General features: G+C 59.3%; 21 protein-coding genes and 2 pseudogenes. 5 read left to right on the plus strand and 18 right to left on the minus strand.

All coding sequences use genetic code 11. The features are described 5' to 3' along the window. The first annotated feature begins 1,356 nt into the window (after positions 1 to 1,356). Positions 1,357 to 1,749 carry a hypothetical protein gene (locus tag NL528_RS05800; protein ID WP_309181763.1) on the plus strand — a complete coding sequence of 131 codons (393 nt, stop codon included), beginning with the start codon at positions 1,357 to 1,359 and terminating at the stop codon, positions 1,747 to 1,749. An 84-nt stretch (positions 1,750 to 1,833) separates the two neighbouring features. Continuing rightward, positions 1,834 to 2,776 (plus strand): IS630 family transposase gene (locus NL528_RS05805; protein WP_309176881.1). Its coding sequence is split into 2 segments (ribosomal slippage): positions 1,834 to 2,186 and positions 2,185 to 2,776, totalling 945 coding nucleotides; the frame shifts between segments, so codons are not numbered across the junction. 402 nt (positions 2,777 to 3,178) lie between these two features. Here NL528_RS05805 and NL528_RS05810 read toward each other — a convergent pair. The 14 genes from NL528_RS05810 to NL528_RS05880 form a co-directional block, all read right to left on the minus strand. After that, positions 3,179 to 3,403, minus strand: coding sequence for a hypothetical protein (locus NL528_RS05810; RefSeq protein ID WP_309181764.1), 225 nt, complete (start codon positions 3,401 to 3,403; stop codon positions 3,179 to 3,181). A gap of 202 nt (positions 3,404 to 3,605) precedes the next feature. Next, positions 3,606 to 5,333, minus strand: a complete 1,728-nt coding sequence (locus NL528_RS05815) for an adenylate/guanylate cyclase domain-containing protein (RefSeq protein WP_309181765.1) — start codon at positions 5,331 to 5,333, stop codon at positions 3,606 to 3,608. Positions 5,334 to 5,570: 237 nt separating this feature from the next. Then, entirely contained in the window at positions 5,571 to 6,371 is an 801-nt protein-coding gene (locus NL528_RS05820) for an anti-sigma factor (protein WP_309181766.1), read from the minus strand. Between the two features lie 14 nt (positions 6,372 to 6,385). Next, positions 6,386 to 7,054: a sigma-70 family RNA polymerase sigma factor gene (locus NL528_RS05825; protein ID WP_309184810.1), complete on the minus strand. Its 669-nt coding sequence runs from the start codon at positions 7,052 to 7,054 to the stop codon at positions 6,386 to 6,388. A gap of 32 nt (positions 7,055 to 7,086) precedes the next feature. Beyond that, positions 7,087 to 7,365 carry a cupredoxin family copper-binding protein gene (locus tag NL528_RS05830; RefSeq protein WP_309184812.1) on the minus strand — a complete coding sequence of 93 codons (279 nt, stop codon included), beginning with the start codon at positions 7,363 to 7,365 and terminating at the stop codon, positions 7,087 to 7,089. 112 nt (positions 7,366 to 7,477) lie between these two features. Then, entirely contained in the window at positions 7,478 to 8,425 is a 948-nt protein-coding gene (locus NL528_RS05835) for a metallophosphoesterase (protein ID WP_309181767.1), read from the minus strand. Positions 8,426 to 8,817: 392 nt separating this feature from the next. Next, entirely contained in the window at positions 8,818 to 9,225 is a 408-nt protein-coding gene (locus NL528_RS05840; RefSeq protein ID WP_309181768.1) for a hypothetical protein, read from the minus strand. 649 nt (positions 9,226 to 9,874) lie between these two features. Then, the gene (locus NL528_RS05845; RefSeq protein ID WP_309181243.1) at positions 9,875 to 10,111 is read right to left on the minus strand and encodes a hypothetical protein; all 237 of its coding nucleotides are present in this window, start codon (positions 10,109 to 10,111) and stop codon (positions 9,875 to 9,877) included. Position 10,112: 1 nt separating this feature from the next. After that, entirely contained in the window at positions 10,113 to 10,481 is a 369-nt protein-coding gene (locus NL528_RS05850) for a hypothetical protein (protein ID WP_309185362.1), read from the minus strand. A 155-nt stretch (positions 10,482 to 10,636) separates the two neighbouring features. Next, positions 10,637 to 11,473, minus strand: coding sequence for a glycosyltransferase family 2 protein (locus NL528_RS05860; protein ID WP_309181244.1), 837 nt, complete (start codon positions 11,471 to 11,473; stop codon positions 10,637 to 10,639). Continuing rightward, on the minus strand, positions 11,470 to 12,549 hold the full coding sequence (locus NL528_RS05865; RefSeq protein WP_309181245.1) for a radical SAM protein: 1,080 nt from the start codon (positions 12,547 to 12,549) through the stop codon (positions 11,470 to 11,472). The genes NL528_RS05860 and NL528_RS05865 overlap by 4 nt, the downstream gene beginning before the upstream one ends. Positions 12,550 to 12,751: 202 nt before the next feature. Then, a complete protein-coding gene (locus NL528_RS05870) occupies positions 12,752 to 13,858 on the minus strand; it encodes a hypothetical protein (protein WP_309181246.1) in 1,107 nt (368 codons plus the stop codon). Between the two features lie 20 nt (positions 13,859 to 13,878). After that, positions 13,879 to 14,583, minus strand: coding sequence for a TIGR04282 family arsenosugar biosynthesis glycosyltransferase (locus tag NL528_RS05875; RefSeq protein WP_309181247.1), 705 nt, complete (start codon positions 14,581 to 14,583; stop codon positions 13,879 to 13,881). Between the two features lie 93 nt (positions 14,584 to 14,676). Next, positions 14,677 to 15,456 carry a nucleoside phosphorylase gene (locus NL528_RS05880; protein ID WP_309181248.1) on the minus strand — a complete coding sequence of 260 codons (780 nt, stop codon included), beginning with the start codon at positions 15,454 to 15,456 and terminating at the stop codon, positions 14,677 to 14,679. Between the two features lie 294 nt (positions 15,457 to 15,750). On the opposite strand from NL528_RS05880, the gene NL528_RS05885 reads away from it, so the two are divergent. Together NL528_RS05885 and NL528_RS05890 are read left to right on the plus strand one after the other, a co-directional pair. Next, positions 15,751 to 16,896 (plus strand): acyl-CoA dehydrogenase family protein, encoded by a 1,146-nt coding sequence (locus NL528_RS05885; protein WP_309181249.1) that lies wholly within the window; start codon positions 15,751 to 15,753, stop codon positions 16,894 to 16,896. Positions 16,897 to 16,976: 80 nt separating this feature from the next. After that, complete coding sequence (locus NL528_RS05890; RefSeq protein WP_309181250.1) at positions 16,977 to 17,816, plus strand: PhnD/SsuA/transferrin family substrate-binding protein; 840 nt, start codon at positions 16,977 to 16,979, stop codon at positions 17,814 to 17,816. Positions 17,817 to 17,822: 6 nt separating this feature from the next. Here NL528_RS05890 and NL528_RS05895 read toward each other — a convergent pair whose 3' ends face one another. After that, positions 17,823 to 18,857 (minus strand): radical SAM protein, encoded by a 1,035-nt coding sequence (locus tag NL528_RS05895; RefSeq protein ID WP_309181251.1) that lies wholly within the window; start codon positions 18,855 to 18,857, stop codon positions 17,823 to 17,825. A gap of 757 nt (positions 18,858 to 19,614) precedes the next feature. Here NL528_RS05895 and NL528_RS05900 point away from each other — a divergent pair. Beyond that, the gene (locus NL528_RS05900; RefSeq protein WP_309181252.1) at positions 19,615 to 20,700 is read left to right on the plus strand and encodes an IS5 family transposase; all 1,086 of its coding nucleotides are present in this window, start codon (positions 19,615 to 19,617) and stop codon (positions 20,698 to 20,700) included. Positions 20,701 to 21,038: 338 nt separating this feature from the next. Here NL528_RS05900 and NL528_RS05905 read toward each other — a convergent pair. The 3 genes and pseudogenes from NL528_RS05905 to NL528_RS05910 all read right to left on the minus strand — a co-directional run. Further along, positions 21,039 to 21,262, minus strand: a pseudogene (locus NL528_RS05905) (IS3 family transposase); the annotation flags it as partial. Between the two features lie 124 nt (positions 21,263 to 21,386). Next, a pseudogene (locus NL528_RS46930) lies at positions 21,387 to 21,563 on the minus strand (ISL3 family transposase); the annotation flags it as partial. 166 nt (positions 21,564 to 21,729) lie between these two features. Continuing rightward, positions 21,730 to 23,193 carry a carbohydrate porin gene (locus NL528_RS05910; RefSeq protein WP_309181253.1) on the minus strand — a complete coding sequence of 488 codons (1,464 nt, stop codon included), beginning with the start codon at positions 23,191 to 23,193 and terminating at the stop codon, positions 21,730 to 21,732. Positions 23,194 to 23,578: the final 385 nt, after the last annotated feature.

The following is a 23,578-nucleotide window of genomic DNA, read 5'->3' on the forward strand; positions in this document are numbered from 1 at the left end:
TGGCCGATTCGCGATGGTCGCAATTACCAGCCAACCGAGCACGAGCTGAGAACCTTGCATCTAGAGGATGTCACGCCCGATCAGGCACGCGAGATCGATCGATGGTACGATCAGCTCCTGGCAAGCAGTGAACAAGTTCGCCATGGGCATCCCGCACCCAAACATTGATCGCGCTGTTGCTGAAACCGAATTCTTCCAACTCGCGTGGGGCTTTGCTTCGTGCGCCTCTTCGGCAAGCCTAGAGGAAGCCGAACGGACCTTCATCGCCAAGATTGAATCCACAAATCGAAATTCGATCTCAAAACTCCTGATCGCGCAACGGTGGCTCACAGCCGCCGACGCACGAGAGCGGCGTACACCGCCGCGCTGCGGCCGACAAAATTTGAGCGTCGACAGGCGTGGAGTCCCGCGCAGTCGGGCTGGCGAGGTCTGCCAGCCCGACCCGTTGTCGCTATTGGAACGTATCAGTAGCGGTATTGGGCATGCAGGGGGGTACAGTATAGGGATCCGAGGCAAACGCACCCACGTCCGGAGCCCGCACACAGTCCGTAACGCTCGTATGGGCCTTGGCGTGCCGTGCCGCGACATCGTTGCGGGTAGCCATGGCCTGAGTTGTGAATACGGCTGCTGCGATCAGCGCGGTCGACACGAGAGTCACTTTGGTCATTTGTTTCTCCATATGGTGATAGAAGCCATGGAAGCGCTCGGCCTCTTATCGTAAAGAGCAGCCAGCCTTGGGAAATATTTCATCACGCACTTTCAACGAAGCGCGAGCTTCTGCGCACGCTGCGCGGCGCGCCGATCACACCTCACGTGCTGCATCGAGGCTGAGCAACGGCGCTGGCAGGCGGCGATGGCATCGCTGCTATCCGCCGCCGTCTCGCCGATACAGAAGTGGCCCGGCCTCGTCATGAACCCACGCGATGTCTGCCTCATCGAGACAGATTGCAACACTGCCAAACATTTGCGTGATCGGGAAATATCCAGACTCCAATCTCGGTCTTCCTTTCAGAAACGCACATGCCTCCGTTCGCGCGAGGCTCAATCAAGGAAGCTGAACGATGAAGACTACATATCTTCTGGCGACGCTACTGCTTGTGCCATTTTTCGCGACTCAAGCCACGGCTCATGTGCGAACCAACAAAAGCAGCAATCGAGCGCATGTCGGCGCTCGACCGACAGTTGGCAGTCGACTGCAGGGATACAGGATCGAAGGCCGTGAGATCGCAGCTCCGCCCTGGAGCTTTGCCTGCATGAACGACCAAGGCCCACAACAACGCGACGAGCCCATGTGGGTCTATGGGAGCCTCGACTATCTCGCGCAATTTAAGAATGCATTCTCACAGTGACCCGTGCGTGAAGCCACACGAGGAAGAAAACGTAAAACTCACGACAATAGCAATAGCCTATGCGTTCGCGCTCTCCAGCTTCGCGCTCGTCAGTCGAAATCAATCTCGATCAAGCAAAGAAGTGATCCACATGAAAACATCTTTCAACGTCGCTGAAATGGGACCGTTGGCCTCTTGGCCTATTGGAGCAAATGCGATGCGTTCTGTTTTGGCTCTAGGACTATTGATCGCCCTAAGTGCTTCCGCCGAAGCTGCAACGATACATCACTTCCGCTCGCGCCATCACGTCTTCATTCGTCGCGACGTGGCATCAAGCTTCGCCGCCGTTCCCGGTTGGGCATACGAACCGCCGCGGCCGCCGATCCACTACAACGACACCCCTAGAGCGGTTTCCGCCTGATGTGAATCTCTTTGTGCACAGGGGGATTCCCTAACTGCAGCAAATCAGATTCGGTCTTCGCTACCATTAGGGGCGAGGACGATCATGGCAAAGGGTTATTCGACAGACTTGAGAGATCGTGTGGTGGCTTTGGTCGAGGGCGGCGAGAGCTGCCGGGAAGCCGCGCGCCTGCTTGATCTTGCGGCCTCGACCACCATCCGCTGGATGGATCGCTGGCATACAACCGGTAGCGTCGCAGCGAAGCCCGGCACCGGCCACTGTCGCTCGCCGCTCGAGCTGCATGAGCAGTGGCTGCTCGATCTGGTGGCCGCTGAACCCGATCTGACACTCGATGAGATCGGCACACGGCTCGCATCGGCCAAAAGACTGAAGGTCGGCAGAACCTCGATTTGGCGATTTTACGAGCGGCACCGCATCACGTTCAAAAAAAACACTGCACGCCGCCGAACAGGATCGGCCTGATGTCGCCGCTGCACGCGCCGCGCTGAAAGCCGAGCAATCGTCTTTACGCGCGCGACGGCTCGTCTTTATTGATGAGACGTCGGTGACAACCAAAATGGTTCGTCATTCTGGTCGTTCGCCGCGTGGCGAGCGACTCGTCGCGAGTGTACCGCACGGCCACTGGAAAACCCTGACGTTCATCGCGGCGTTGCGCGTCAGCGGCCTGACCGCACCTTATGTCATCGATGGTGCGATGGATGGAGCCACATTCATGGCCTATGTCGAGCAGGTGCTCGTGCCGACGCTGACAAAAGGCGACATCGTATTCATGGACAATCTGCGGACCCACAAAATCGACGGGATGCGCGAAGCAATCGCGGCTGTTGGCGCAACAGTTCGCTATCTGCCCGCCTATTCGCCAGACCTCAACCCAATCGAGATGGCATTCTCGAAACTCAAAGCCGCGCTGCGCAAAGGCGCCAAGCGCACCGTGAAGGAACTCTGGCGGCTGATCGGCAAACTCGTAAAATCGTTTGTCCCCGACCAGTGCGCCAACTATTTTCGCCATGCGGGATATAGACGATGACCTACATCAGTCGGAATCTGCTCTAGCTACAACGATCCGTCCCAGTTTGGCGGCGGAGAGGCGTTACCCGTCCGTTGAGAACTAGACGTTTCGGCGGTCTTTTTGACGCTGAGGGCGCGCGCCCTTTGGCGGGCATTTACTCATCCGCATGGCCTCAAAAGCAACCGCAGGCGGGGACGTTGGCCAGTTACCTTTAGTGAAGCCAGAGGTTTTGCAGCCGTGGGCGCAACTGATTTGTTCTCTGGCGCACGGGGCGGGTATTCCCGAAAGCAAAATCTTCAAAGTCTTCAAACGGTCTCGATGACAGCCGATCGAGCTGTCAGCCACTTCTGTTCAAGCGGGCTGTTGTCGCTATTCAAGGAAAGCTGAAGTCGCGTCCGCGGGACGAGACGCTTTCTACCGTCAGTTCGGTAGCCCTATACGGCGCAAGAGATCCTTGAATTGGGAATCAGAGCGAATGGGATCAAAGGCAGGCCGCAGCAGGATCGACGGGTTGAATCGCGCATCGTAGGCCTTGTTGAGCCAAACCATGGCCTGGTCCGGATTGCCGAGTCCTACATAGATTATGGCGATATTTGCCTCGGCCGAGGGGTTCTGATCTCTCTTCGATTCCAGATCCCTGGCCATCTTTTTGCTTCTTCAAACCTAAGCTGACTAGGCTTGGCGCGTGACAAGGCTGTCAAATCAAATTCGTTAGGTTACTTCCTTTCTCGAAGGAATCTTCGTCGCGATGCAAGGAGCCAACGCCTTGGTTGTGGCCGACGAACGGGGTTCGAGAAAATTGCGGTTGGTTCAGGAGAATTTTCTGAACGGTTGTCAGGGTGCGCTCTCACGCTGCGGCAACATCCACGTCGTCAACCAGCGCGGTCAACGCCTTCGCGTCACCGACGGAGCGGAGGATCATCGGTTCGGCGCGTCCGCGGATCGCAACTTCCTGCCGCGGTAACCCGTCGGGCGGCAAGCCGGCGGTTATGCGAACTTCCTCCGAAAGGATCACCTCACATGCGAGGGTCTTTGTCATCTCCTGCAGCCTAGCTGCGACATTGACCGCGTCTCCGAGTGCGGTGAACACCATGTGATCGCGGTAGCCGATGTCTCCGATGATCACTTCGCCGCCATGAATGCCGATGCCGAAGCGGATCGGCTCGCGCAGATCATGGCTGAGGAATTGATTGAGCTCATCGACATTGGCGGCGATCCTCGCCGCCGCCTTGAGCGCCTGGCGGCAGGCGGTTTGCGGGCTGGTAGCGAGCCCAAACAGCGCCAGTTCTCCGTCACCGATGAATTGGTTGGGCCTGCCGCCGCATTCGATCACAGCCTGCGACACCGCGCCAAGGAAGCGATTGACGATGAAAACGGTATCGAACGGCAATCGGTTTTCAGCGAGCCTGGTCGAACCTCGCATGTCCACGAACATGCTGACGAGATAACGCTCCTGGCCGATTCGGGTCGGGTTTGAAGCGTGCGCACTTGCCGACGTGGTGTGCGGCATAAAGAGCTGGAAGAACGAGAGATCAGCCGTCGGCCGCAACTGGCAAGCCAATCGAATGGACGGATCTTCCGCACCCACCCGGCTCAGCACAAAGGCCTCCCGCTTGGACGGCTCCGGCAGCGACGTGCAGTCCCCGATCACGCGAATGCGGCAGGTGGAGCAGCGGGCGCGGCCGCCGCAGACACTTGCATGTGGGATGTTATAGCGCAGGCTTGCCTCAAGCACGCTCAAGCCCTTCGGCACGCGAATCGTTCTGCCATGGCCATATGACAGGCTGATCATGCCGCCACGGCGCTCGTTGAGGGCGCGCGCGCACCTTGCCAGCAAGACAAATCCGAGCAGGCCGAAATAGAAGATCAGGAAATAATCCGCGATGCTGTCCAATACGTCTTGCTCGGCTGGTATACCGACCTGGCGCTGCGAAAGATTGTCCGCGCGCCATTCGGCGCGGGCGCTATCTGCCACGACGCTTCGTCCGCCCTGATAGAGACCCAGCATGGCCAGCGTCGGAACCAGCACCGCCACGGAGAGGAGAAATGGCGACGCGCTTTTGTAGAACGCTTTCATCCGGAGCCAAAAATAAAGACCGATGCAGCCGTGAGTCCAGGCGATGGTCAGGACCCCGAACATCAGCCACATTTTGTACGGCCTTACGATCCAGTAGGCATAAAGCACCTGCGGATAGAGCTTTTCGTATCCGAAAAGCGTATGGCCGAGCCGCACACCGGTTAGGTGGCTGATAATGAGCGCCGGAACGCTCAAGCCAAGGACGAGCTGGAGTGGCTCGATGGCCCTCCAGCGAAATTGCCGACGCTCGTAAAGCGCCCAGATTCCGAGACCGGCGTGGACCAGTGCTGCGGTATAAAACACGATCGCGACCGGGAAAAATTGCCAGAATGCGGTGTGGTACCAGACACCGGCGGCAAGGGCATCCATCGAAATATTGCCGAGCGCGTGGTTGAGAAAATGGCTGATTAGATAGGCGAACAACACCAGCCCGCAGGCGAGGCGGATCTGCCGGACGCCGATGCTGCGGATAAGCTGCTTTTGAGAAATAGAGGCCATGCAATCCAGTCGAATAGGGTGCAGTTCAGCCGATGTTAGTTACAAGAGTTTCTAAGCGGCGAGCCGGCCGCCACTTGGCAATTAGCCGGAGACGATCAGGCCATAGATCCGTTCGCGCAGAGTTCGTTTGCCTAGCTTTTCAAGATTTTGTTGGCATTAGCGATGCGCCTGCCAGACAGCCGTGTCGTGGCTCACGAGTGATTACGTCCTGGCGGAGGACTACACGATCTCGCTCGTCTATTTTTTGATTTCCGGCGCCGGACTTCCTCCCGAAAATGCGCGCTCGAATGATGCAAGATCTGCGCTGGGCAAGTCCGAAACTGCAATATACGTGAACTCCCCATCACTCCAGCTTCGGACGTTGTAGCCAGCAATCGCTTGGTCAGAGACAGATTGGCCGGGCGGCAAGGTCGTCAGGCTGACTGTATGCGCGGCATGCTTGTAGACAATCGTTGCAACCGGATCGTGGCCAACGACATCGACGCGCCCGCCTACCAGCACAAAGCCCTGCGCCGCGAGGTCCGGGACCTGAGGCGATTCCGGCAGGCGCGACGTGAACCACGGCTTGACCGTATGGCGGTCAGAAGATGCAACGTCAAAAGGCTGCGAGGCCAGCTGACCCCGGATATGGCCTGCGACGACCTGGCGGGCGACGTCCTCACGCATATCGTAGCGCTCCATCGTCATCATGACAGAGCTCGAGATCACCGCACCAAACACCGCGGCCGCGGCCAGCGCCTGCAACGACCAGTTGCGCTGACGCAGACGGTTGACCTGAGCCAGACGTGTCACCGGGCCCAGACCTCCCGCCCGGCTCAGACGATCCGCATCCACCGTCGATTTGATGCGAACCTGCAGGCCGGGCGGCAGGTCATACTGCGGAAGCGAACGAACGGCGCGACGCAATGACAGCAGCCGGTCATATCTGGCCTTCAACGTGTCATCGCTAGCCAACCGCCGCTCGAACTCGATCGCAGAAGCCGGATCGAGCTCGCCGTCGCAATAGGCGTTCAGCTGCAGTTCGTCGTTGTCTTTCATCGATGCAATCATAATTACTTTCGATCTCCTAAAAGCGCGATCAGAAGTTGCCTGCCACGGGACAGACGGGACATAACGGTGCCGATCGGGACATTGGTGATCTCTGCGATATCGCGATAGTTCAGCTGGTTCATTTCCCGCAGAACAATAACTTCGCGAAAGTGCGCCGGCAGCTGGGCCAGGGCGCGCTGAAGATCTTCTGCATCCGCCTTGAAAAGTGCGATCTCTTCCGGCGTCTCTACCCTCGTTCCCTGGAGACCTTCATGCTCAAGCTCCTGCTGCTCGGCGACACTTAGATCGTTCGTGAAAACCACCGCCTTTGACCTGTTCTTCATCAGCCAGCTATAGGCGGTGTTGCGCACGATCGTCAGTGACCACGCGCGAGCATTGATGGCACCAAAGCTCTTGATGCCGCGAAACGCGCGCAACGCCGCGTCCTGGACAACGTCTTCGGCGTCGTATGAATTGCCGGTAAGCCATCGCGCGAGACGATAGGCTTCGGCCATATGGGGCAGAAACACTTCATCGAACAGTGCGCGTTCATCCTGGTTCGGCACAATTGGGCCCGACGCCTGCTGCTGGCCAGACAAACGATCTGAGCCTTCCAACCGCTCTTTTAACACGACTTCGTTAGGCTCGGTACGCCGGAAACCCGAACGACGTACCGATAAGGGTGTTGCCATGTTTGACACGCTAAGGCTCAAATGGTTCGCGGTCATTTGACGATGACCTGTCCGACCATATGTGGATGCAGGCCACAGAAATAGTCGAAGGTGCCGGCGCTGGTGAATGTATAGGAATACGAGTCGTCAGTATCGAGCGCCTTCGAGCGGAAGGTCTTGTTGTTCTCCACCACCAGGTGCGGAATGTCGTCGTGATTGACCCACTTCACGGTCGTTCCTACAGCGACCGTCAATTCCTTGGGGGAGAACGTGAAGTTGTCGATGGTGATCACGTTCGTCGCGTCCTGCGCTACCGCAGCAAGCGCCAGCATCGCTCCAAAGGTTGGACCCAAAAGCATTGCAATGACTAACGTCCGGCTGGGACTAAAGCGGGTCGCCGCGCGACGGATATGGTCGATCAGAATTCGCATGTGAAATCCTCGATTAACCGGCCAAGGTCTTGTCGATGATCGCGAGCGGCTTATTGCCGTGCGCGACCGTGACGGTGGACAATCCTAGAAAGGTGCGAAGCTTGTCGGCGGGGACCAGCATCGGGCCTGGCGACGGTGCGCTACCGGGGGCCGGCTGCGGAAAAGCCGTCGACAAGGCGGTGTGGAAGGTGATGTTGCCCTCGACCTTCTGGGCCAACTGGTGGATGTGTCCATTTAGAACGGTGACTGAACCAAAGCGCTTGAGCAGAGCAAGCGCCTGCGTACCATCCTCGGTACCCCAGCCCCATTCCCTGTAGATCACCTGCAGCGGGATGTGCGCAAACACGACGATCGGCGTGCTGTTGGATTTGTCCTTTAGGTCGGCCTCGAGCCATGCGAGCTGCTCGGCGCCGAGGTTGCCGAGTCCGCCGCCCTTCAGATCGACGACGTTGACGAGACCGACGAAGTGAACGCCGTGGTCGTCGTAACTGTACCAGCCCGCGCCCTTCGAACCCTTACCATAGCGTTCCAAATAGGCTTTGCCGCGTTCTTCATCGATAATATCATGCTCGCCGGGCACATAATGAATCTGCACGCCAGTTTCGCCGAACACCTTGTCGGCATTGTCGAATTCGGCAGGTTTGGAAAGATGCGTAATATCGCCGGTGTGAATGATGAAGGACGGTTTGATCGGCATCGCCTTTACCTTGGCGACGGCTTCGCGCAGCGTGCCGAGCGCATCCGGGTTCGCCGCCTTGTTGAAGCCGATGTGGCTATCGCTCATCTGTAGAAACGTGAAGCCGGTGGCTTCTGCGGCAAGAGCGTCGCCGATCAACCCCAGCGAATGGGGAACGCCACCGGTCACGGTCCAAAGTACCCCGGTCCCCGCCCAGACCATGCATTCAAGCACTTCGCGGCGACCTAATCCCTGTCCACGGTCCTCAAAGCCGTTTTTGGCCATGTCACATCTCCCAATGGAGCCAAGCGGCTCTGAACAGCGCTGAATTGCGCCGCCAGACAGGAGACTCGACCATCGCGGGGCTTATTCCAAAAAATATACAATTTCTCGGTCTCGACCTCATTCCTGAGGAAGAGAAGATTTGTTCAAGTTGCCTCGACTACCGAGACAAGGCTCGGCCGTTTACTGATCGCCCCCAAGAGCAGTCATGTGACCGGGACGGCCGAAGGGCCGGAGTTTGACCCAAGGAAGACTCTCGGCGGCAGCGCCTTCTCGCAGCCTTCAGAGCAGCTTATGTGCTCCACGGCTATCTTTGGCGTTCGACATTCCGCGGATGGCGCCTCGTCGAGTACGCCATCCGCACCTGCAATCGGTCTCTTGCGAAGAAACGAGGCCTAGGCCTTCAGGTCCGTGATCCTCATAATTGCGACCGCGTTCCCGTCATTGTACGCCTGCTCTTTTGTGTCCTTGTTGCAGGTCCAGACAAAGTTCTTCTTGGCTGTAAAGGTCTTTCCCTCCTGCTCGATCCGAAGCTCCCCCTCGGGGATATGGCAGATCATGGCATTCATCATCGGGGGGCCGGCTGTCTTCGATCCCGGCTGCATAATGACATCGCGCATTGAGACGGTCTTAAAACCGGGGATGATGGATGCTGTCTCGCCATCGTAAGCGCGCACCACGACACCTGGCCACGGCGTCGTGTCCTTGTAGCCCGTGGTTTGAGCGGCGGTTGGCTTTATCATGGCCGCCGAAGCCGCTGCCAACCCGATTCCCAATGCAGACCTTCGATCGATCTTGCTCATCGCTTTCTCCTTAGGTTACTGCAACGAGCCGCCGCAAAGCTGCGTGCGTTTCGTGGAATGTGAAATCGTGGTGTGAAACCGAAAAGGGGGCGGTCTCTTAGGGTAGCGTACCTGCCGACAGCACTAGTACTGCTCGTTCGTCCCGAACGGTGACTTCGGCACATCCCGCAATTACATTCTACGAGACCGGACGCGCCTTAGAAATGGGTGTTTCGCCCAAGAGGCATAATGTCTCAGTTTGCTTAGAGCCTGAAGATCGGACCCCGGTGTCAGCAACTTCGCACTCCGGCCAACTGAATATGCAAGTCAGCGTCACTGACTGGTCCTGCGGCTGGTCGCGGTAAGTGCGCGGCCACGACCTACTGGCGTCCCGTGCGGAGGCGACGACTGCTGCTCCCATAGACGTCCGGAGTTGTGCAGGTTTTCGGATGCCGGCTTTGCGAACGTCTGCTAATTCGGGGAAAGCGGAAGCGACAACGACAGGGTCGAATAGACGCGAATGACCCACTCCGGAAGTCGCCCCTTCCGATGAACCTCCGCTGTCATGTCGCAAAATATTGGGGTCGCAAAACATATATTCCACTAAACCGCTGCGCGGTAGGGAGCATGCAGCAACCGTTCGAATAGGGAAGCGGGGGCCGAGGCCGGGTCAACGATCCTCCCGTGCTCTTCGGCGTGCCGCTTGGCCGGTGGCCTCGCTGAAGAGGTGGCGTGGGATGTTGATCAGCGCAAAACGTCGCCGTTCTTCAGCGTGCGTTTCAAAATCTGCCTCCACAAAAATCTCGACGGTTTCCTCGCTGGCATGAATTTCGACGCGTATAGGCGAGTCGCCCAAATCCACTTCGTATCGGCGACCATTCTTTCCCCGCATAATCGCGTGCGCCATTTCAGTTCTGCCTCTGGCCCTGCTTCTTTAGTTTCTTAACCCGATGCTTCTGATACCCGAGAACAGCAGGCACAAGTGGCATCGCGCGAGCCACCCGAACGTGGGTCAATGAGACGACAAGCGCTTGTCCGGTTTCATCGGAGCGCGACAGATGACACACGATACCGCCCTCGTCACCGGCATATGATACGTCCCACACGGTTTGGCGAATGCCGCTCACCGCAGTCACATTCTGCTCCTGGAGATAGTGGATCAGCGCCGGCATCAATTCGACTTCGAACGGCGCAGCTGCTTTCAACGCGGCGACAGCCTGCCCGCCTCCTCGCTGGATGCCGCCATCCTCGTGCACATGTATCACGAGGTCGCCCAACCCTATGCCTTTCTCTACAATCTTGCGCCCGCCTTGAAGCGGGGTGCGCGGGTCGGAATCGTCGACCTCGAGCGTCCGACGCCGGAGCACGGCACGCCAATAAAGCTCTTGCGTTGCGAACTGACCGCCGTGGGCTATCGTGAGATCGCCACGTATCAGCTCGCGGGCGATGGCGGGTACCTCGCCGTGTTCTCTCCGCCGGAGGAAGCGGGCCGAAAATCTCCCCGGGACATCGTTGCGTGTGGGGATCGTGCCGGCACTCGCTGATCCCTGACAAACGTCATCGACATGGACCAGGCCGCCTTGAAGCCGGCGACGGGATTGCCAGAGACCTTCGATACGCCGCCGATCCGGCTCCGCTGCCCGACAGCGATCTCCAGTGCCGGCAAGCGGGCGGCCGCTACCCGCATCAGCATTTCCAGGTTCCAGCCATAGGTCTCCTCCTTCATGCCGAGACGTATGAGGACGTCCCGTCGGATGGCGCGAAACGGCGACAGGTCGGTAAAGCTCGCGCCATAGACGAGGCGCAGGAGCAGCCGGCCGACATGGGCCGCGAGAATCTGCTGCGGCGCCGGGCTACCGGGCTCGCGCCGACCGCGAACGCGCGAGCCGAGAACGAAGATGGCCCGCCCAGCAACGATCGGCGACACCAGATCAGGGATGAATTCCGCAGGATCGCTGCCGTCGCCGTCGAGGAAGAGGAGAATGTCGGCGTCATCGCGCAGGGCGGCGATGCCCGCCTGGATGGCGCGACCGTAGCCACGCCGCGGCTCGACAATCACGCGGGCCCCGGCGGCTTCTGCGAACTCGGCCGTACGGTCTCGCGAACCGCCGTCAACAACGACGACCTCGCCCACATTCTGCGCCAGCACCGCAGTTACGACCTGCCCTATCGCCGTTTCCTCGTCGGGGCAGGGAATGATCGCGGAAATAACGGGCGTACGGAGCCATGCAGGCCGCCTCGAGCCGGTCTCGTCATTCACCGCGTTCATAGGCTCCAGCGCAGGCCACAATTGGCGCAGCTCCTGGGCGGCTTGTCCGACAGGAGCGCCGCACGAAAGTCCCGGTACGCGGTCCCGTTCCAGATGTCATGCAAGGACTGCCGCCCTGCATGGCCCAGCGTGTAGTTGTCGTAGCCATGCTGCGAAAACGGCGCGATACAGCAGGGCAAGGCGCGGCCATTGGCCGTAAAGTACATCAACGACCAGGGCCGCCGACAGAGCGACCACGGCGAACCGTCGCCACTGCCCTTCAGACTTAACCCCGGCTCGGTCGCCGCGCCCGACGCGCTGAAGGTGACACCGAGGGAGCGCGCCAGATTCTCGGCCTGTTTCAGATAGATCGCTTCGCCCTCCGTCAGCCGTTCGAACAACGCCTGATCCGGCTGTGCTTTGCCAATGGCTGCTTCGTCGAAAAAAACGAGCCGTTGCAGATAGACCTCCTTGACACCGATCTCGGCGGCAATTTTCACAAATGTCGGAAGCTCCTCTACAGTCTCTTTCAGGCCTGTGAGCCAAACGGAAACCTTGGGAGTGGTGAGTCCCTCCCGCTCCTGCAGCTCGCGAAACGCACGCACGTTGCGGATGATGCGACTGAAATAATCCTTGCCGCGGATCGCCTTGAAGCTCTCGCGGTTTGACGCGTCGAGCGACACACGCAGCTCATCAAGCCCGGCGTCGATCAGCGCGCGGCCGTTGCGCTCACCTAGCACCGTTCCATTGGTGTTGAACAGGACGTAAACGCCGCGGTCCTTCAGATATCTGACCATCCGGGGCAGGTTCGCGACTAGCATGGGCTCGCCGACGCCGTGCAGAACCGCCCGTGCGAGATCAGGAACCTGGTCGACAATCGACGCGAACAGATCCCAGCTCATGTCTGCCGGCGGCTCGAGCTCCTCGTAGGTGCGAGGACAGGTGGTGCACAGCAGATTGCAGCGGTTGGTCACCTCCAGATAAAGGCAGACCGGCGGACGCCGGGCGACCTCCGTGCGCTCGCCCGAGACCTGCTCGTGATAGCGGCGCGGATCGAAGGCCGCGCGAGTGCCTGGCGCTTCGCCTGAAATACTCATTGCACCAACTCCGCGTCTGCGGTCTGCGAATTGCGGCTTCTCCAGCTCACCAAGGCCCAAGCCAGCAAGAGACCTCCGAACAGAATTGACTTGGTCACGATTCTCGGAATGTAGAGGTCCCAATCGAGTTGTTCGGACAGCAAGAGCGCACCGATCGAAACGACCCAGGTCGGCGCGGTGCCACACAGGGCAACGAACGGCGTCACGACGAGAAAATACCAGGGGTAATTCGGCGACAACAACAAAAGCGTGAGGAGTAACAGCATGTTGATGTCGGCAAGAATCCCTTGAACAGGAGGACCAGCGCAGCCAGTACGAAATAAGCAGCAACATCACCTTGATGCGTGCCAAACACAAGCCGCCAGAGCGACAACGGCCAGAGATCATAGCCGGCACTGATCCCCTCTTCCGTCAGATAGCCTTTCGCCAGGTATCCGAGAACGCCCCAACCGATCGATAGATAAGGGAGATAACAAAGCACCACGACGGCGATCACGACCAGCGGCATCTTGAGGTCCCATGGGCGCCAGATCGCAGCCAGCACCGGCGCCACGTAAGGTTTTACCAGCAGCGAAAATGCGATCAGAACGGATCCGCGGAGAGCGTGGCCGGTCAGGGCAATCCACAGGCCCAGCAGCATCAGCGCAACCATCAGCGCGTCGACGTGACCGCTGTTGGCGATTTCCCACAACGGAAGCGGATGCCAGAGATAGGCGATCACGCGCGTAATCGGGCGGTTTATCCGCCGCAGGAAGAGCATGATCAGTACAACAGTGAGAGCCTCGCACCCCAGCATTGCGAACCGCATCATGGTCACGCTTTCACCGAACCGCGTGACAATGAGGAAGAAAGACTGCGCCACCGGAGGATAGATGGTGACGGCAGAATCGACCCGGTCGATGTGAGGAAAGATCGCCTCGTCGCGCAGAAATGCCAGCGCCTGATTGGCCGGAAAATAACGGTATGGATTGATGCCGGCGGCTTGAACCTTGCCATCCCAGACATAGCGATAGATATCACTGGACAGAAGCGGATCGAACAGGAGCACATAGGCTCTCAGCACGATCGCAATTCCGAAGATAAGCCATAGCGCACGCCCGGTTCGCACGCGCTCGGCCAGGTGCGTTGCCATAATCGTCAGCAGGCCTGCGGCTACGGTCAGAGCGATGAAGGCATTGTCACCATAAGTCTCGAAAGCAAAAGGGGTCACCAGGGTCAGACCAACCAGGACAGCACCGACGCTCGCCAACAGATAAAATGGGAGCACCTCGATGGCGTAGCGCATCGGTCGACCGGGTTGACTGGTCATGGACCCTGGCATTAGCGGCCTTAAGGGCTTATCTGCGGCGCGGCTGCGTTGAGAAAGGTCCGGCTTGCCGGAGCAAATCCACCAGCACGAAAGCGGGTCGAATCGCCGGCCAGTTCGTCCTGCAACCATCGCAACGTTTGCATGTCGTCGACATCATACCATTCGGGAAGCAGTGTCGTGGCAAGCCCGATTTCGGCGGCGCGCTCGCATGTAGCCCGAGCCACGGTTTCCGTTCCCCATGCGATCTGCGTGAACAGATGCTGATGTGGACGTTTCAGGCCGATGAGGTAATAGCCGCCGTCGCTTGCCGGCCCGACCACCATCCTGTCCCCCGGCTCGCGCAGGGCTTCGACGGCCTGTACCAGGAAGCGGGTTGGCAAGGTCGGGCTGTCGCCATTGACCAGCAGGACACCGTCATGTCCGGCATGCAGGAACGCGCGCATCGCGCCAAGCAGCACGTACCCCAGATCATCACCGGTTTGCAGCAACAGTCCGAACCCCGCGGGAAGCAACTGATGCATGATGTGTTCGGCTCCCGCAGGAGCGTAGACGCCGTAGCCGCGCCTGCCGAGCGCCTCCGGTACCGCCTCGATTGCCGCCGCAACATCGCGCAGAAAGCAAGCGGAGAGCTCCGATGCGGCCACCTCGCCAATGGCGGTCGCGAGCCGCGTCTTTGAGCGGCCGGGCTGCGGCGCCTTGCGTATGATCCCGATCGCCGCGCTCACGGCAGGAACCGGGACCGCAGGCGATCGGCGGCGATCGCAATCAACTGGAGCGCGTCATGGCTGCCGTCCGCTTCACCCTTTTCAAAATCCCCATCAATGCGCCCCATTTGATTTGTCACATGGGCAAAACACAGGACGGGCTTTTGTCGGACTTGCGCAAACGCGTAAAGCGCGGCGGCTTCCATTTCGGACTGCCACCAGGTTCCTTTCGCGCATAGCGTCGATCGCTGGCTGGGTTTCACGGAACGGCGCGTCTGTTGTCCAGGTTGCGCCCGTGAGAACGGGCACGGGAAATCTCTCGAATACGCCATTGAGCGCCGAGATCAATCCGGGATCGGCATGCGAATAGTCCGACGCGGCCATGTAATGATAGCTGGTGCCTTCGTCGCGCAGCGCGCGTTCGATGATGACGAAATAGGGCGGCGGGCGTATCGGCACGATCTGTCCGGAGGACGTGACGCTGATCAACAGTTTGCAGCCCGATGCGAACATTTCCTCGGCGATCAGCACCGCGTAAGAGGCGCCGACGGCGCAGCCGACAATTCCGAAATCAATCCCGTTGCGGCTGAAAGTGTAGAGCTGCGTATGGTAGCAGGCCCACCCCGATTCCAGCCGGGCCTCGCTGCCGGCAATGAGACTGCGCACCATGTCGCCGTCAGGGTCGAGGATGCAGATGTCCGGGACGCGGGAGTCCGCAATCCGCTTTTGTCTGCGGGCTTCGCGCAGCAGATTTTCCGGCGTAAATGCGGACGGCTGCGTGTAATGCTTTTGCGCAAGGATGGGCGGCACTCCGCCGTCATTGACCGCCATCACCAGACAGACCTCGTTACGCCGTAGCCGGTCATTGGTAGCGTTCTCCACGTCAGTGGGCAAGCGCCGTCAATTGGCTGCCGCTCCGCAGGTTGGAGCCGGAGACAACAGCGCCTCCGGCATCATGAAAAAACGACCCGAATGATGTAACAAGTGCCTTTCGACGGCTCAATGACTGGGAATTGATCACAAGCCCAATGCCCGCAGCCACTGCAGGTATGGCTCGGGTTGGCCATGTGCGAAGTTGATCGTGTTGATCCGACGGAACGGATCGCCTAGCATCTGTCTTGAGGAAGGCGGGTCCGATATTTTCAACGTGGGCAGTGACGTTGTGGCGTAAGGATCTCGAGGGCTGTCATGAATCACGAGACCGCAGTTTCGAATGCCAGGGAAATCGCAGATCGGATCCTCGCGCCGGCGGCAAGGCAAAACGACAAGGATGCTCGATTTTCGTCCGAGGCAATCGCGGCGCTCGGTTCGGCCGGATTGCTGGGGATTATGCTGCCCGCCGAAGTGGGCGGCTCTGCCCTGGGACCGCGGACCCTCGCTGCGGTCGTCACGACGCTCGCAGAAACGGACGCGTCCGCCTCGATGGTCTATTTGATGCACATGTGCGGCACCGCGACGATCGCGGCGGCCCGTTCGGGCGTCCCGGTGGCGCAGACGCTGAAGGACATTTCGGCAGGCCGGCATCTCACCACGCTGGCATTCAGCGAAGCTGGATCGCGCAGCCACTTCTGGGCGCCCGTATCGCGAGCGAAGCGCAATGGAGCCAACGTCCGCCTCACAGCCCAAAAATCCTGGGTTACGAGCGCCGGTCACGCGCAAAGCTATGTTGTCTCGGCCCTCGCTCCTGATGCGACGGGTCCAACCGATTCCACCCTTTACCTGTTGGCCAGCAGTACGCCCGGACTGTCAGTTGCCGGCCCCTGGGATGGTCTTGGGATGCGCGCCAACGCGTCCGCGCCGATGATCCTCGAGGATTGCGAAGTCGAGCCTGGTCTGCAACTGACCGACGACGGCGCCGGCTTCAAGGCGATGCTGGAGATCGTGCTTCCACTGTTCAACCTCGGGACCTCCGCGGTCGCGCTGGGTCTTTGCCGGGCCGCAGTGGCGGGAACTGCGGCTCATCTCAAGAGCGCGCGCTTCGAGCATTTGGGCCAGACCCTTGGAGAGAGCCTGCCGACACTCCGCGCGCAGCTTGCGACGATGCAGATCGACACTGACGGGCTCGCGGCGCGTGTCGACGATCTCGTCGATCACCTCGAACGCCCCCGAGAGACCACCATGCTGCGTGTGCTCGAGGCCAAGGCGGCGGCAGGTGACACTGCGATCGCCGTCACCTCAGCGGCGATGCGGGTGTGCGGAGGCGCTGCATTTTCCAGGCATTTGGCCATCGAGCGATTGTTCCGCGATGCTCATGCCGGCGCTGTCATGGCGCCGACGGGCGATGTTCTGCGCGAGTTCATCGGCAAAGCCGTCCTGGGAATACCGCTGTTCTGAGCGCGAGAGCGCTGCGCCGCCAGGGATCGTTCGTTCGCGTTTGATGGCGGTCAAATGGTCAGAGAAAGCGAGAAGCAACCATGAGCCGGACGATCTGGGTAGGTGCCGTCGCATATGATCCGAAGGTGGTCGGCATCTGGGAGGGCATGCGACGGTATTTTCACGAGGAAGCGCATCTGCCTGTCGAAGTCGTGTTGTTTCAGAGCTACGAGGCCCAGGTCGCCGCTCTCCTGGCCTTGCCCGGTGAGCCGCTGCCGCACATTGATATCGGGTGGAATACAAACCTCGCCTATATCCAGTCCGATGCCTGGAGCGACAAGCGCTGCCGACCTATCGCGATGCGCGATACCGACGTGGGCTGGATGACCAAGATCGTCGCCGTCACGGGTGGACCGGTTGTCAGGCTTGCCGATCTTAAAGGCCGCACCTTGGCCCTCGGCAGCCGCGACAGCGGCCATGCGGCAATCCTTCCGGTTTATTTTCTGCAGCGGGAGGGACTGGTCGAGGGGAAGGATTACCGATCGCTGCGCTTCAACTCCGACCTCGGCAAGCACGGCGACACGGGGACAAGCGAGTCCGATGTCGTTCGCGCAGTCCTCGACGGCCGCGCCGACGCCGGCGCAATCGGCAGCCCGTTCTGGAATGCCGTGCACACCGAGCGTCTGGTACCGGAAGGAGCGCTAACCGAGATCTGGACCTCGCGGCCCTATAATCACTGCATGTTCACGGCCCGGCCCGATCTGGACCCCGCGTTGGAGCAGCAGTTCGCCAAAGCCCTTTTCGGGATGAGCTACGACAACCCGACGCATCGTCCGGTGCTCGAGGCGGAAGGCCTGCGCCAATGGATAGCGCCGCAGCTTGAGGCGTATGCTGAGTTGCGGGAAGCGTCGGCGCAGCAGGGCTTTCTAAAGCGACCCTGAGCGCAGTCAGGCGCAATTGAAGATCATTGCCAACCGGCGCTGATGCTCAGATTCGCGATCGAAGGCGCGGCGCACGGCTGCGAAGGACTCGGCGAGTGGAAAGATGTCGCGGCTGACCAACAGGTCGTTATCCTCGGCTCCGACCGGATGCCAAAAGACACCTTCTGCCGTAATCGTCACCTCGGGAACCAGGTCCGCCCTTGCCAATGCAATGCCCTGCCTAGCGGAGCCCCGCAGCGCAATTCGTCTGATTACGCGATTTTCCTCGCTCACATGATGGGCGTCAACGAAACTGCGGAATTCCTCGGCCTCCGCGTCAGTCGACACGGTCGCCGCCAACCGCACGCGGAATCCTTCGGCGCGGGCTCGCTCGATTCCCTCCCAGGTGCGTGCCCATGTCCCCTTTCCACGATGGCTCTCGTGACGTTCCGGCGTCGGGCTATCGAGGCTGATCTGCAGGGTTACGCGCTCGCGCGGCAAGGCCCGTAGCGTTGCGAGCCGAGCTCCGGCAAACAGCATGCCGTTGGTGAGCACCGTGGTCGACGCCGCCGCAGCGCACGCGGCAAGGATCTCGCCGATATCCGGCAGCACGAACGGCTCGCCGCCGGTCACAAAAATTTCGCTGACGCCGAGCTCAGCCGCCTCGACTGCGATCCGTCGCACCCGCTCGATACCAAGCGCCCGCCGCGGCGCCTTGGGCGATGAGCGCACGCAGCAATAGTCACAGCTCAGGTTGCAGTCGAAATTGGTGTAAAGCCATAGTCGAGAGCCGACAGGCCGGTCTCCTCCGACATTCTCGGGAGCCTCTCCGTATCGGAGCACCCATCGGGTGCGACCTTGTTCAATGGCTGTGTCGACCAGGCTGTTGCGGGTGAAGCGACACCATGCCTCGAGTTCGGGGCCGATGCCTGGATCGCGGCTGGTCACGGCGACGAGATCGCCCTTACGGCCGCGACGCAGCGCAGCTATCAAATCCGGCAGGAGGCCCGAGGCAAATGTCTTGGTGCCAGCGTCGAGTTCAACGTTCGCATTCGTCCTCATGTATTAATCCATGGTACTCTCAACGTTCGGTCTCTACCGTACCGGTTTTGCGCCAGAAACGATCTCACCGGAACGCTGTGAACACGACCAATCTCCAACGAAAATGCATGAAAATCAACGATCGTATTCTTTCCTGTCGCCCATAACGGCTTGGTTGCAGTTCGGTTCCTGCCGAGCCCACCAATGAAACCAGCCAAGCTTTTCTCGGCCGCCCCCTTCGCGGACCGATTGGTTCCAAATTGCATCAGAGCTGATGAATCATGCCGACATTATTCCGGTTATCGGTTCGCGGCAGAACTGACTGGGATTCCCAGGTTCTCAATCCTACCGTGACATTCTACGCAGACTAAGAACGACTCGATTTGAAGTTCTAAAAATGCCTCGACTTCCGCATCCGAGGTAAATTCATTTAATAAATCGATCGACACTCGGTTAGCCAGAATTCCCAACGGTGAAAAACCCGTTAGGATCTTTTTGTATTTACGGACGCGGCCTTATCGGAAACCGAGTACCGCAATCGCTCTCGAGGCGGCGAGACGTCCCTGTGCTTGTCTACTAGAAGCGCTGTGGCGGCTAGTGGATGAACTTTACTCGCGGCGGTTCGCGGTTACTCACTCAACACCAAACAACGGAAGAACTGAAAGCACTTAATGATGGACTGGAGGACGTACTTTGCCTAGCAGTTTGCTGAAGAACCCCCTCGCCACGGTGGGAACTTGGTGATTCACTTTATCATCTCGAATCGCTGGGGACGAGCATGCGTGGCAGGTTTGCGGATCAGGGCGGGATGTTTTCGTACATTTCGCCGGAGGCCCGGGTGCCTCCCAACCATCCTTTGCGGAAGATCCGGGTGCTGGTCCGGGATGTCTTGAGTGAGTTAAACCGCAGCCTTGGGAGACTTTACGCCAGCGATGGGCGTCCCTCGATTCCTCCCGAGCAATTGCTGAGCGCATTGTTGCTGCAGGTGTTCTACGGCATTCGGTCGGAACGCCAGTTGATGGAGCAACTGAACTATAATCTTTTGTACCGCTGGTTTGTGGGGCTTTCGCCCGACGACCCGGTCTGGGACCCGACCACCTTTACCAAGAACCGCGACCGGCTGCAGAACGGCGAGGTGTTTAAGAAGTTCATGACCAGACTTCTGAACCATCCGCAGGTCAGGCCGCTGCTGTCGGACGAGCATTTCTCGGTGGATGGAACGCTGATCGAAGCCTGGGCTTCACAGAAGAGCTTTCGTCCCAAGGACGGCAGCGGCGACGATGATGACGGCGCGAACTTCCATGGCCAGAAGCGCAAGAACGACACCCACGCGAGCACCAGTGACCCCAACAGCCGGCTTTACCGCAAGGCGGCCGGGCGGGAGGCGAAGCTTTGCTATATGGGCCATGCCACCATGGAGAACCGGCATGGGCTGGCGGTAGCCGGCATGGTTACACACGCCAATGGTACCGCCGAGCGCCGAGCATCGGAGATCATGCTAAAGGCCAAAAGCAAAGCTGCCGGCCACCGCATCACGGTCGGTGAGGACAAGGCGTACGATACCACCGATCATGTGGCCAATCTTCGGGCCATCAACGTGACACCGCATGTGACGCAGAACCAGGCCGTCACCAAAACCGGCAAGACCCGCAACAGCGCCATCGACGAACGAACCACGCGGCATCCAGGGTACGGCATGTCGCAATCGCGCCGGGCGATGATCGAGTGCATCTTCGGCTGGGGCAAGCAGCACGGTACCATGCGCAAGACCAAACATCGCGGCATCGGTCGCGTCGCCGCCAACTTCCTGCTCAATCTGATCGCCTATAACCTGATCCGCATCCCCAAGCTGATGGCCGCCTAGCGGCGCCAACGAGCAGCGCCCGCGTGCAGGTCAACAAAACTGCATCAAGCCAGCCAACACAACACATGAAACCCGGATCGACCGTCCCATTGAGACAAAGAAACTCAACTTTCCAAGTTCTTCAGCAACCTGCTAGGGCCGACCGACGTCGCGGTTTGAAGCTCGCGCTGCGGCTCCTCGTTTCCGTGGATAGCTAGGAGCGCCAGTATCAGCTGATCTTTGCGCTGGAGCTGAACCGGGCCGAGCGCGAATTCTTGACTGGCCAGCTGTTGGTTGCAGACGAGCGATTGACGGCGCTGTCAAATCGCGCCACGACAACGAGCGCTCCGGCGCCGTATTGACGGATATCTCATGCCTCGTCCTCCCCATCCCCGTTCATGTTTTTTTTAAGCAGGGGGTTCTCCAGGGTGAGATCGGCCACGACCTCCTTCAAGGCGGAGGTCTCACGGCGAAGGTCCTTTACTTCGCCGGAGGTTGCGTCGCGCGCCGTATCGCCCGCCAGCCGGCGCTTGCCGGCCTCCAGGAACTCCTTGGACCAGCCGTAATACATCGAGGCAGCGATGATGGAGCCAGCACCCTTCGGCGAAGCGCTCAGTAAAGATTTGACGCCCGCACAGGACGGCGTCGCCGCGGAATCGGCGGGCAATCACAAGGAGCTGTACGATCCGCCCCGAAAGCGGCAGATCGGTCACGCGTCGCCGATACCGGCTATGGACACGCCGGGAAACCGTTCCGCACGATGGGCACAGACCAACGATTCCGGATGCCCGGACCGCAATAATGGCTTTATCACCCTCGTAGTACGCACTCTCTACAACAAACCCACGCGGCACCAGACTGGAGCGGTGGAGTGCCTGCTGCATGGCACTGATTCTCCCCCAATCAAAGCGCCACACATCCCACAAACTGTATCAAAAGTGAGTCAGAGCCATTTTTCGACAGCATTCACACTCAGGTCTGCGAAACCTCATCGAGTGTCCGCTCTATTTGCCGAGCCTCTGCCGAGGCGCGCTTGCCCGTCAACGGATTTCAGAAGTCGACGGTCGCCGTCAACCCGACGACGAAAGTGTTGGGAATGACTCCGGTTCCTCCCGGCCGCTGGATATATTGCAGATTAGGACGCAGCAGAAACCACGGCGTTACTTGCGCACCATAGTTGATCTCATAGATCGTCTCCTCGGTTGCCACGTTGACACTTCCCGGTTTCACGACGTTCAGGCCCTGCTGATACAAGACGGAATTGCCGTTCAGGTGCACACGGGCGACAGCCACGGAGATATAGTCATCGTCGCGACTGGCGACGCCCTTTTGCACCAGACCAACTGCTCCTGTCCATGTGTACTGGGACGTTCTCTGGTCGCCAAATGCGATGACGCCGAAAACCGTGACACCGCGATTGTGCGAGCCGGGTTCCCGGTAGACCATTTGCTCGCCTTGCAGCCATCCGCCCCAACGTCCGAGGTCGGTCAACATGGGCAGTCCCGTGATGCCCGCATTATTGCCATTGATGTCGCGGAGAACGTCGGCGTAGCTGGATGAATCGTAGTAGGCGCCAATTTTGTACTTTCCCGGCAAGCCGCCGAGGCCGCTTGCCGGCAGCCAGCCGAATTCGATGGGCACAAGGACTCCGGTGCCATGAAAGCCCAGGTCGAAGCCGGACCCCGGACTGCCCGCATTAGGATTAACCTGGTAAATGCCGGTTTGAACGTAGGACTCTGAAAAGCCTTGAATCTTGACGCGGCCGCCCCAAGCCCCGGTCGGGTAATTGAACGCTACAATGTTTGTGCTCAGAGCGGGTGTGTGACCGCAATGCACGCCAGATTGAAAGTAGCAGTAGAGCTCACTGGTGTTGTAGTCGTCACCAACTGGAGAAAATCCCACCTTGAGCTCGATGAGGTCGGACCACAGTTGCTGAGTATAGTACATTTCGGAGATGCGCGCATTCTGCCCCGCTCCGAAAACCTCCTGGGGCGATTGCAGGCTACCGATAATAGGCTTCAAATCTGTCCCGACGCGGTCGTTCAGGGTTATGACCGCCTGCGCTCCCTGCAACCCGGCCAGCTTATCGAGATCCAGCTTGGCTCCCAGGGAGACCTGTTGCGTATACGCGGCCCCCTTATTTTGTCCGCCGATCGGGTTCGCTGCGCTCTCCGAAACGTACTTCAGCTCAACGTCTACGCCCCGATCGTGGAGTTGCGTACGTAGCCCACCCCAGTCGCCGGTCATCTTGTCTTGATAGGTAACATTTTCCCGCGGCTTACCTGCAGTCCTGGTCGTTCCCGATGGGCTCGGCTTGAAAACTGGATCCGTTTGAGTGGGGGATTGGGACGGATTGGCAAAGCTACGATTGTCGTCGGCAATGACGTCATTGTCGGCTGACCGCGTTACTTGCGCATACGCCATCGTTTCGCCCAATAACAAAATGCCAATAACGATCGACGATGCCGCGGCAATACCGGGTGTGCGAGACCAATTCTGTCGGAATATTTTCATATGAAACTCCAACGAATACTCAAACTGGAAGGGGTTCGCGCGAATTGGAGAGTTCAGCGAGCTTACACCGAAGTGCAAAGCCCGCCAATTGCGGACCTTGCGAGGGTGGTCGCTGTGGAGATTGCCCTGGCGCTGGAGCGGTGAAACGGCGTCATTCAAAGCCGCGCAAATCGACGAAACCGGTTCCGTTCAACCGACGCCGGCCGAGCTTTTCGCCGTTAGCGGCGCGCGACCATTATTATTTTGACCACAACAACAGTGCGATCTGGCCGTGGCGCATCGCCAAGACGCTTAGTGCCATCAAGATCCGTCAGCGATCCGACTCCCCAAGACACTAAACTCTAATTTAATGGCGAGCCCGCAGCGCTTTACTATGTGAAAAAAC

It is taken from the genome of Bradyrhizobium sp. Ash2021 (assembly GCF_031202265.1).
In the GTDB taxonomy this organism is placed as follows: domain Bacteria; phylum Pseudomonadota; class Alphaproteobacteria; order Rhizobiales; family Xanthobacteraceae; genus Bradyrhizobium.

Bases quoted from the DNA above. Each gene is read 5' to 3' on its own strand.
- NL528_RS05810 (WP_309181764.1), bottom strand. From the start codon at position 3,403: ATGGCCAGGGATCTGGAATCGAAGAGAGATCAGAACCCCTCGGCCGAG.
- NL528_RS05815 (WP_309181765.1), bottom strand. From the start codon at position 5,333: ATGGCCTCTATTTCTCAAAAGCAGCTTATCCGCAGCATCGGCGTCCGG.
- NL528_RS05820 (WP_309181766.1), bottom strand. From the start codon at position 6,371: ATGAAAGACAACGACGAACTGCAGCTGAACGCCTATTGCGACGGCGAG.
- NL528_RS05825 (WP_309184810.1), bottom strand. From the start codon at position 7,054: ATGGCAACACCCTTATCGGTACGTCGTTCGGGTTTCCGGCGTACCGAG.
- NL528_RS05830 (WP_309184812.1), bottom strand. From the start codon at position 7,365: ATGCTGGCGCTTGCTGCGGTAGCGCAGGACGCGACGAACGTGATCACC.
- NL528_RS05835 (WP_309181767.1), bottom strand. From the start codon at position 8,425: ATGGCCAAAAACGGCTTTGAGGACCGTGGACAGGGATTAGGTCGCCGC.
- NL528_RS05840 (WP_309181768.1), bottom strand. From the start codon at position 9,225: ATGAGCAAGATCGATCGAAGGTCTGCATTGGGAATCGGGTTGGCAGCG.
- NL528_RS05845 (WP_309181243.1), bottom strand. From the start codon at position 10,111: ATGGCGCACGCGATTATGCGGGGAAAGAATGGTCGCCGATACGAAGTG.
- NL528_RS05860 (WP_309181244.1), bottom strand. From the start codon at position 11,473: ATGAACGCGGTGAATGACGAGACCGGCTCGAGGCGGCCTGCATGGCTC.
- NL528_RS05865 (WP_309181245.1), bottom strand. From the start codon at position 12,549: ATGAGTATTTCAGGCGAAGCGCCAGGCACTCGCGCGGCCTTCGATCCG.
- NL528_RS05870 (WP_309181246.1), bottom strand. From the start codon at position 13,858: ATGACCAGTCAACCCGGTCGACCGATGCGCTACGCCATCGAGGTGCTC.
- NL528_RS05885 (WP_309181249.1), top strand. From the start codon at position 15,751: ATGAATCACGAGACCGCAGTTTCGAATGCCAGGGAAATCGCAGATCGG.
- NL528_RS05890 (WP_309181250.1), top strand. From the start codon at position 16,977: ATGAGCCGGACGATCTGGGTAGGTGCCGTCGCATATGATCCGAAGGTG.
- NL528_RS05895 (WP_309181251.1), bottom strand. From the start codon at position 18,857: ATGAGGACGAATGCGAACGTTGAACTCGACGCTGGCACCAAGACATTT.
- NL528_RS05900 (WP_309181252.1), top strand. From the start codon at position 19,615: ATGCGTGGCAGGTTTGCGGATCAGGGCGGGATGTTTTCGTACATTTCG.
- NL528_RS05910 (WP_309181253.1), bottom strand. From the start codon at position 23,193: ATGAAAATATTCCGACAGAATTGGTCTCGCACACCCGGTATTGCCGCG.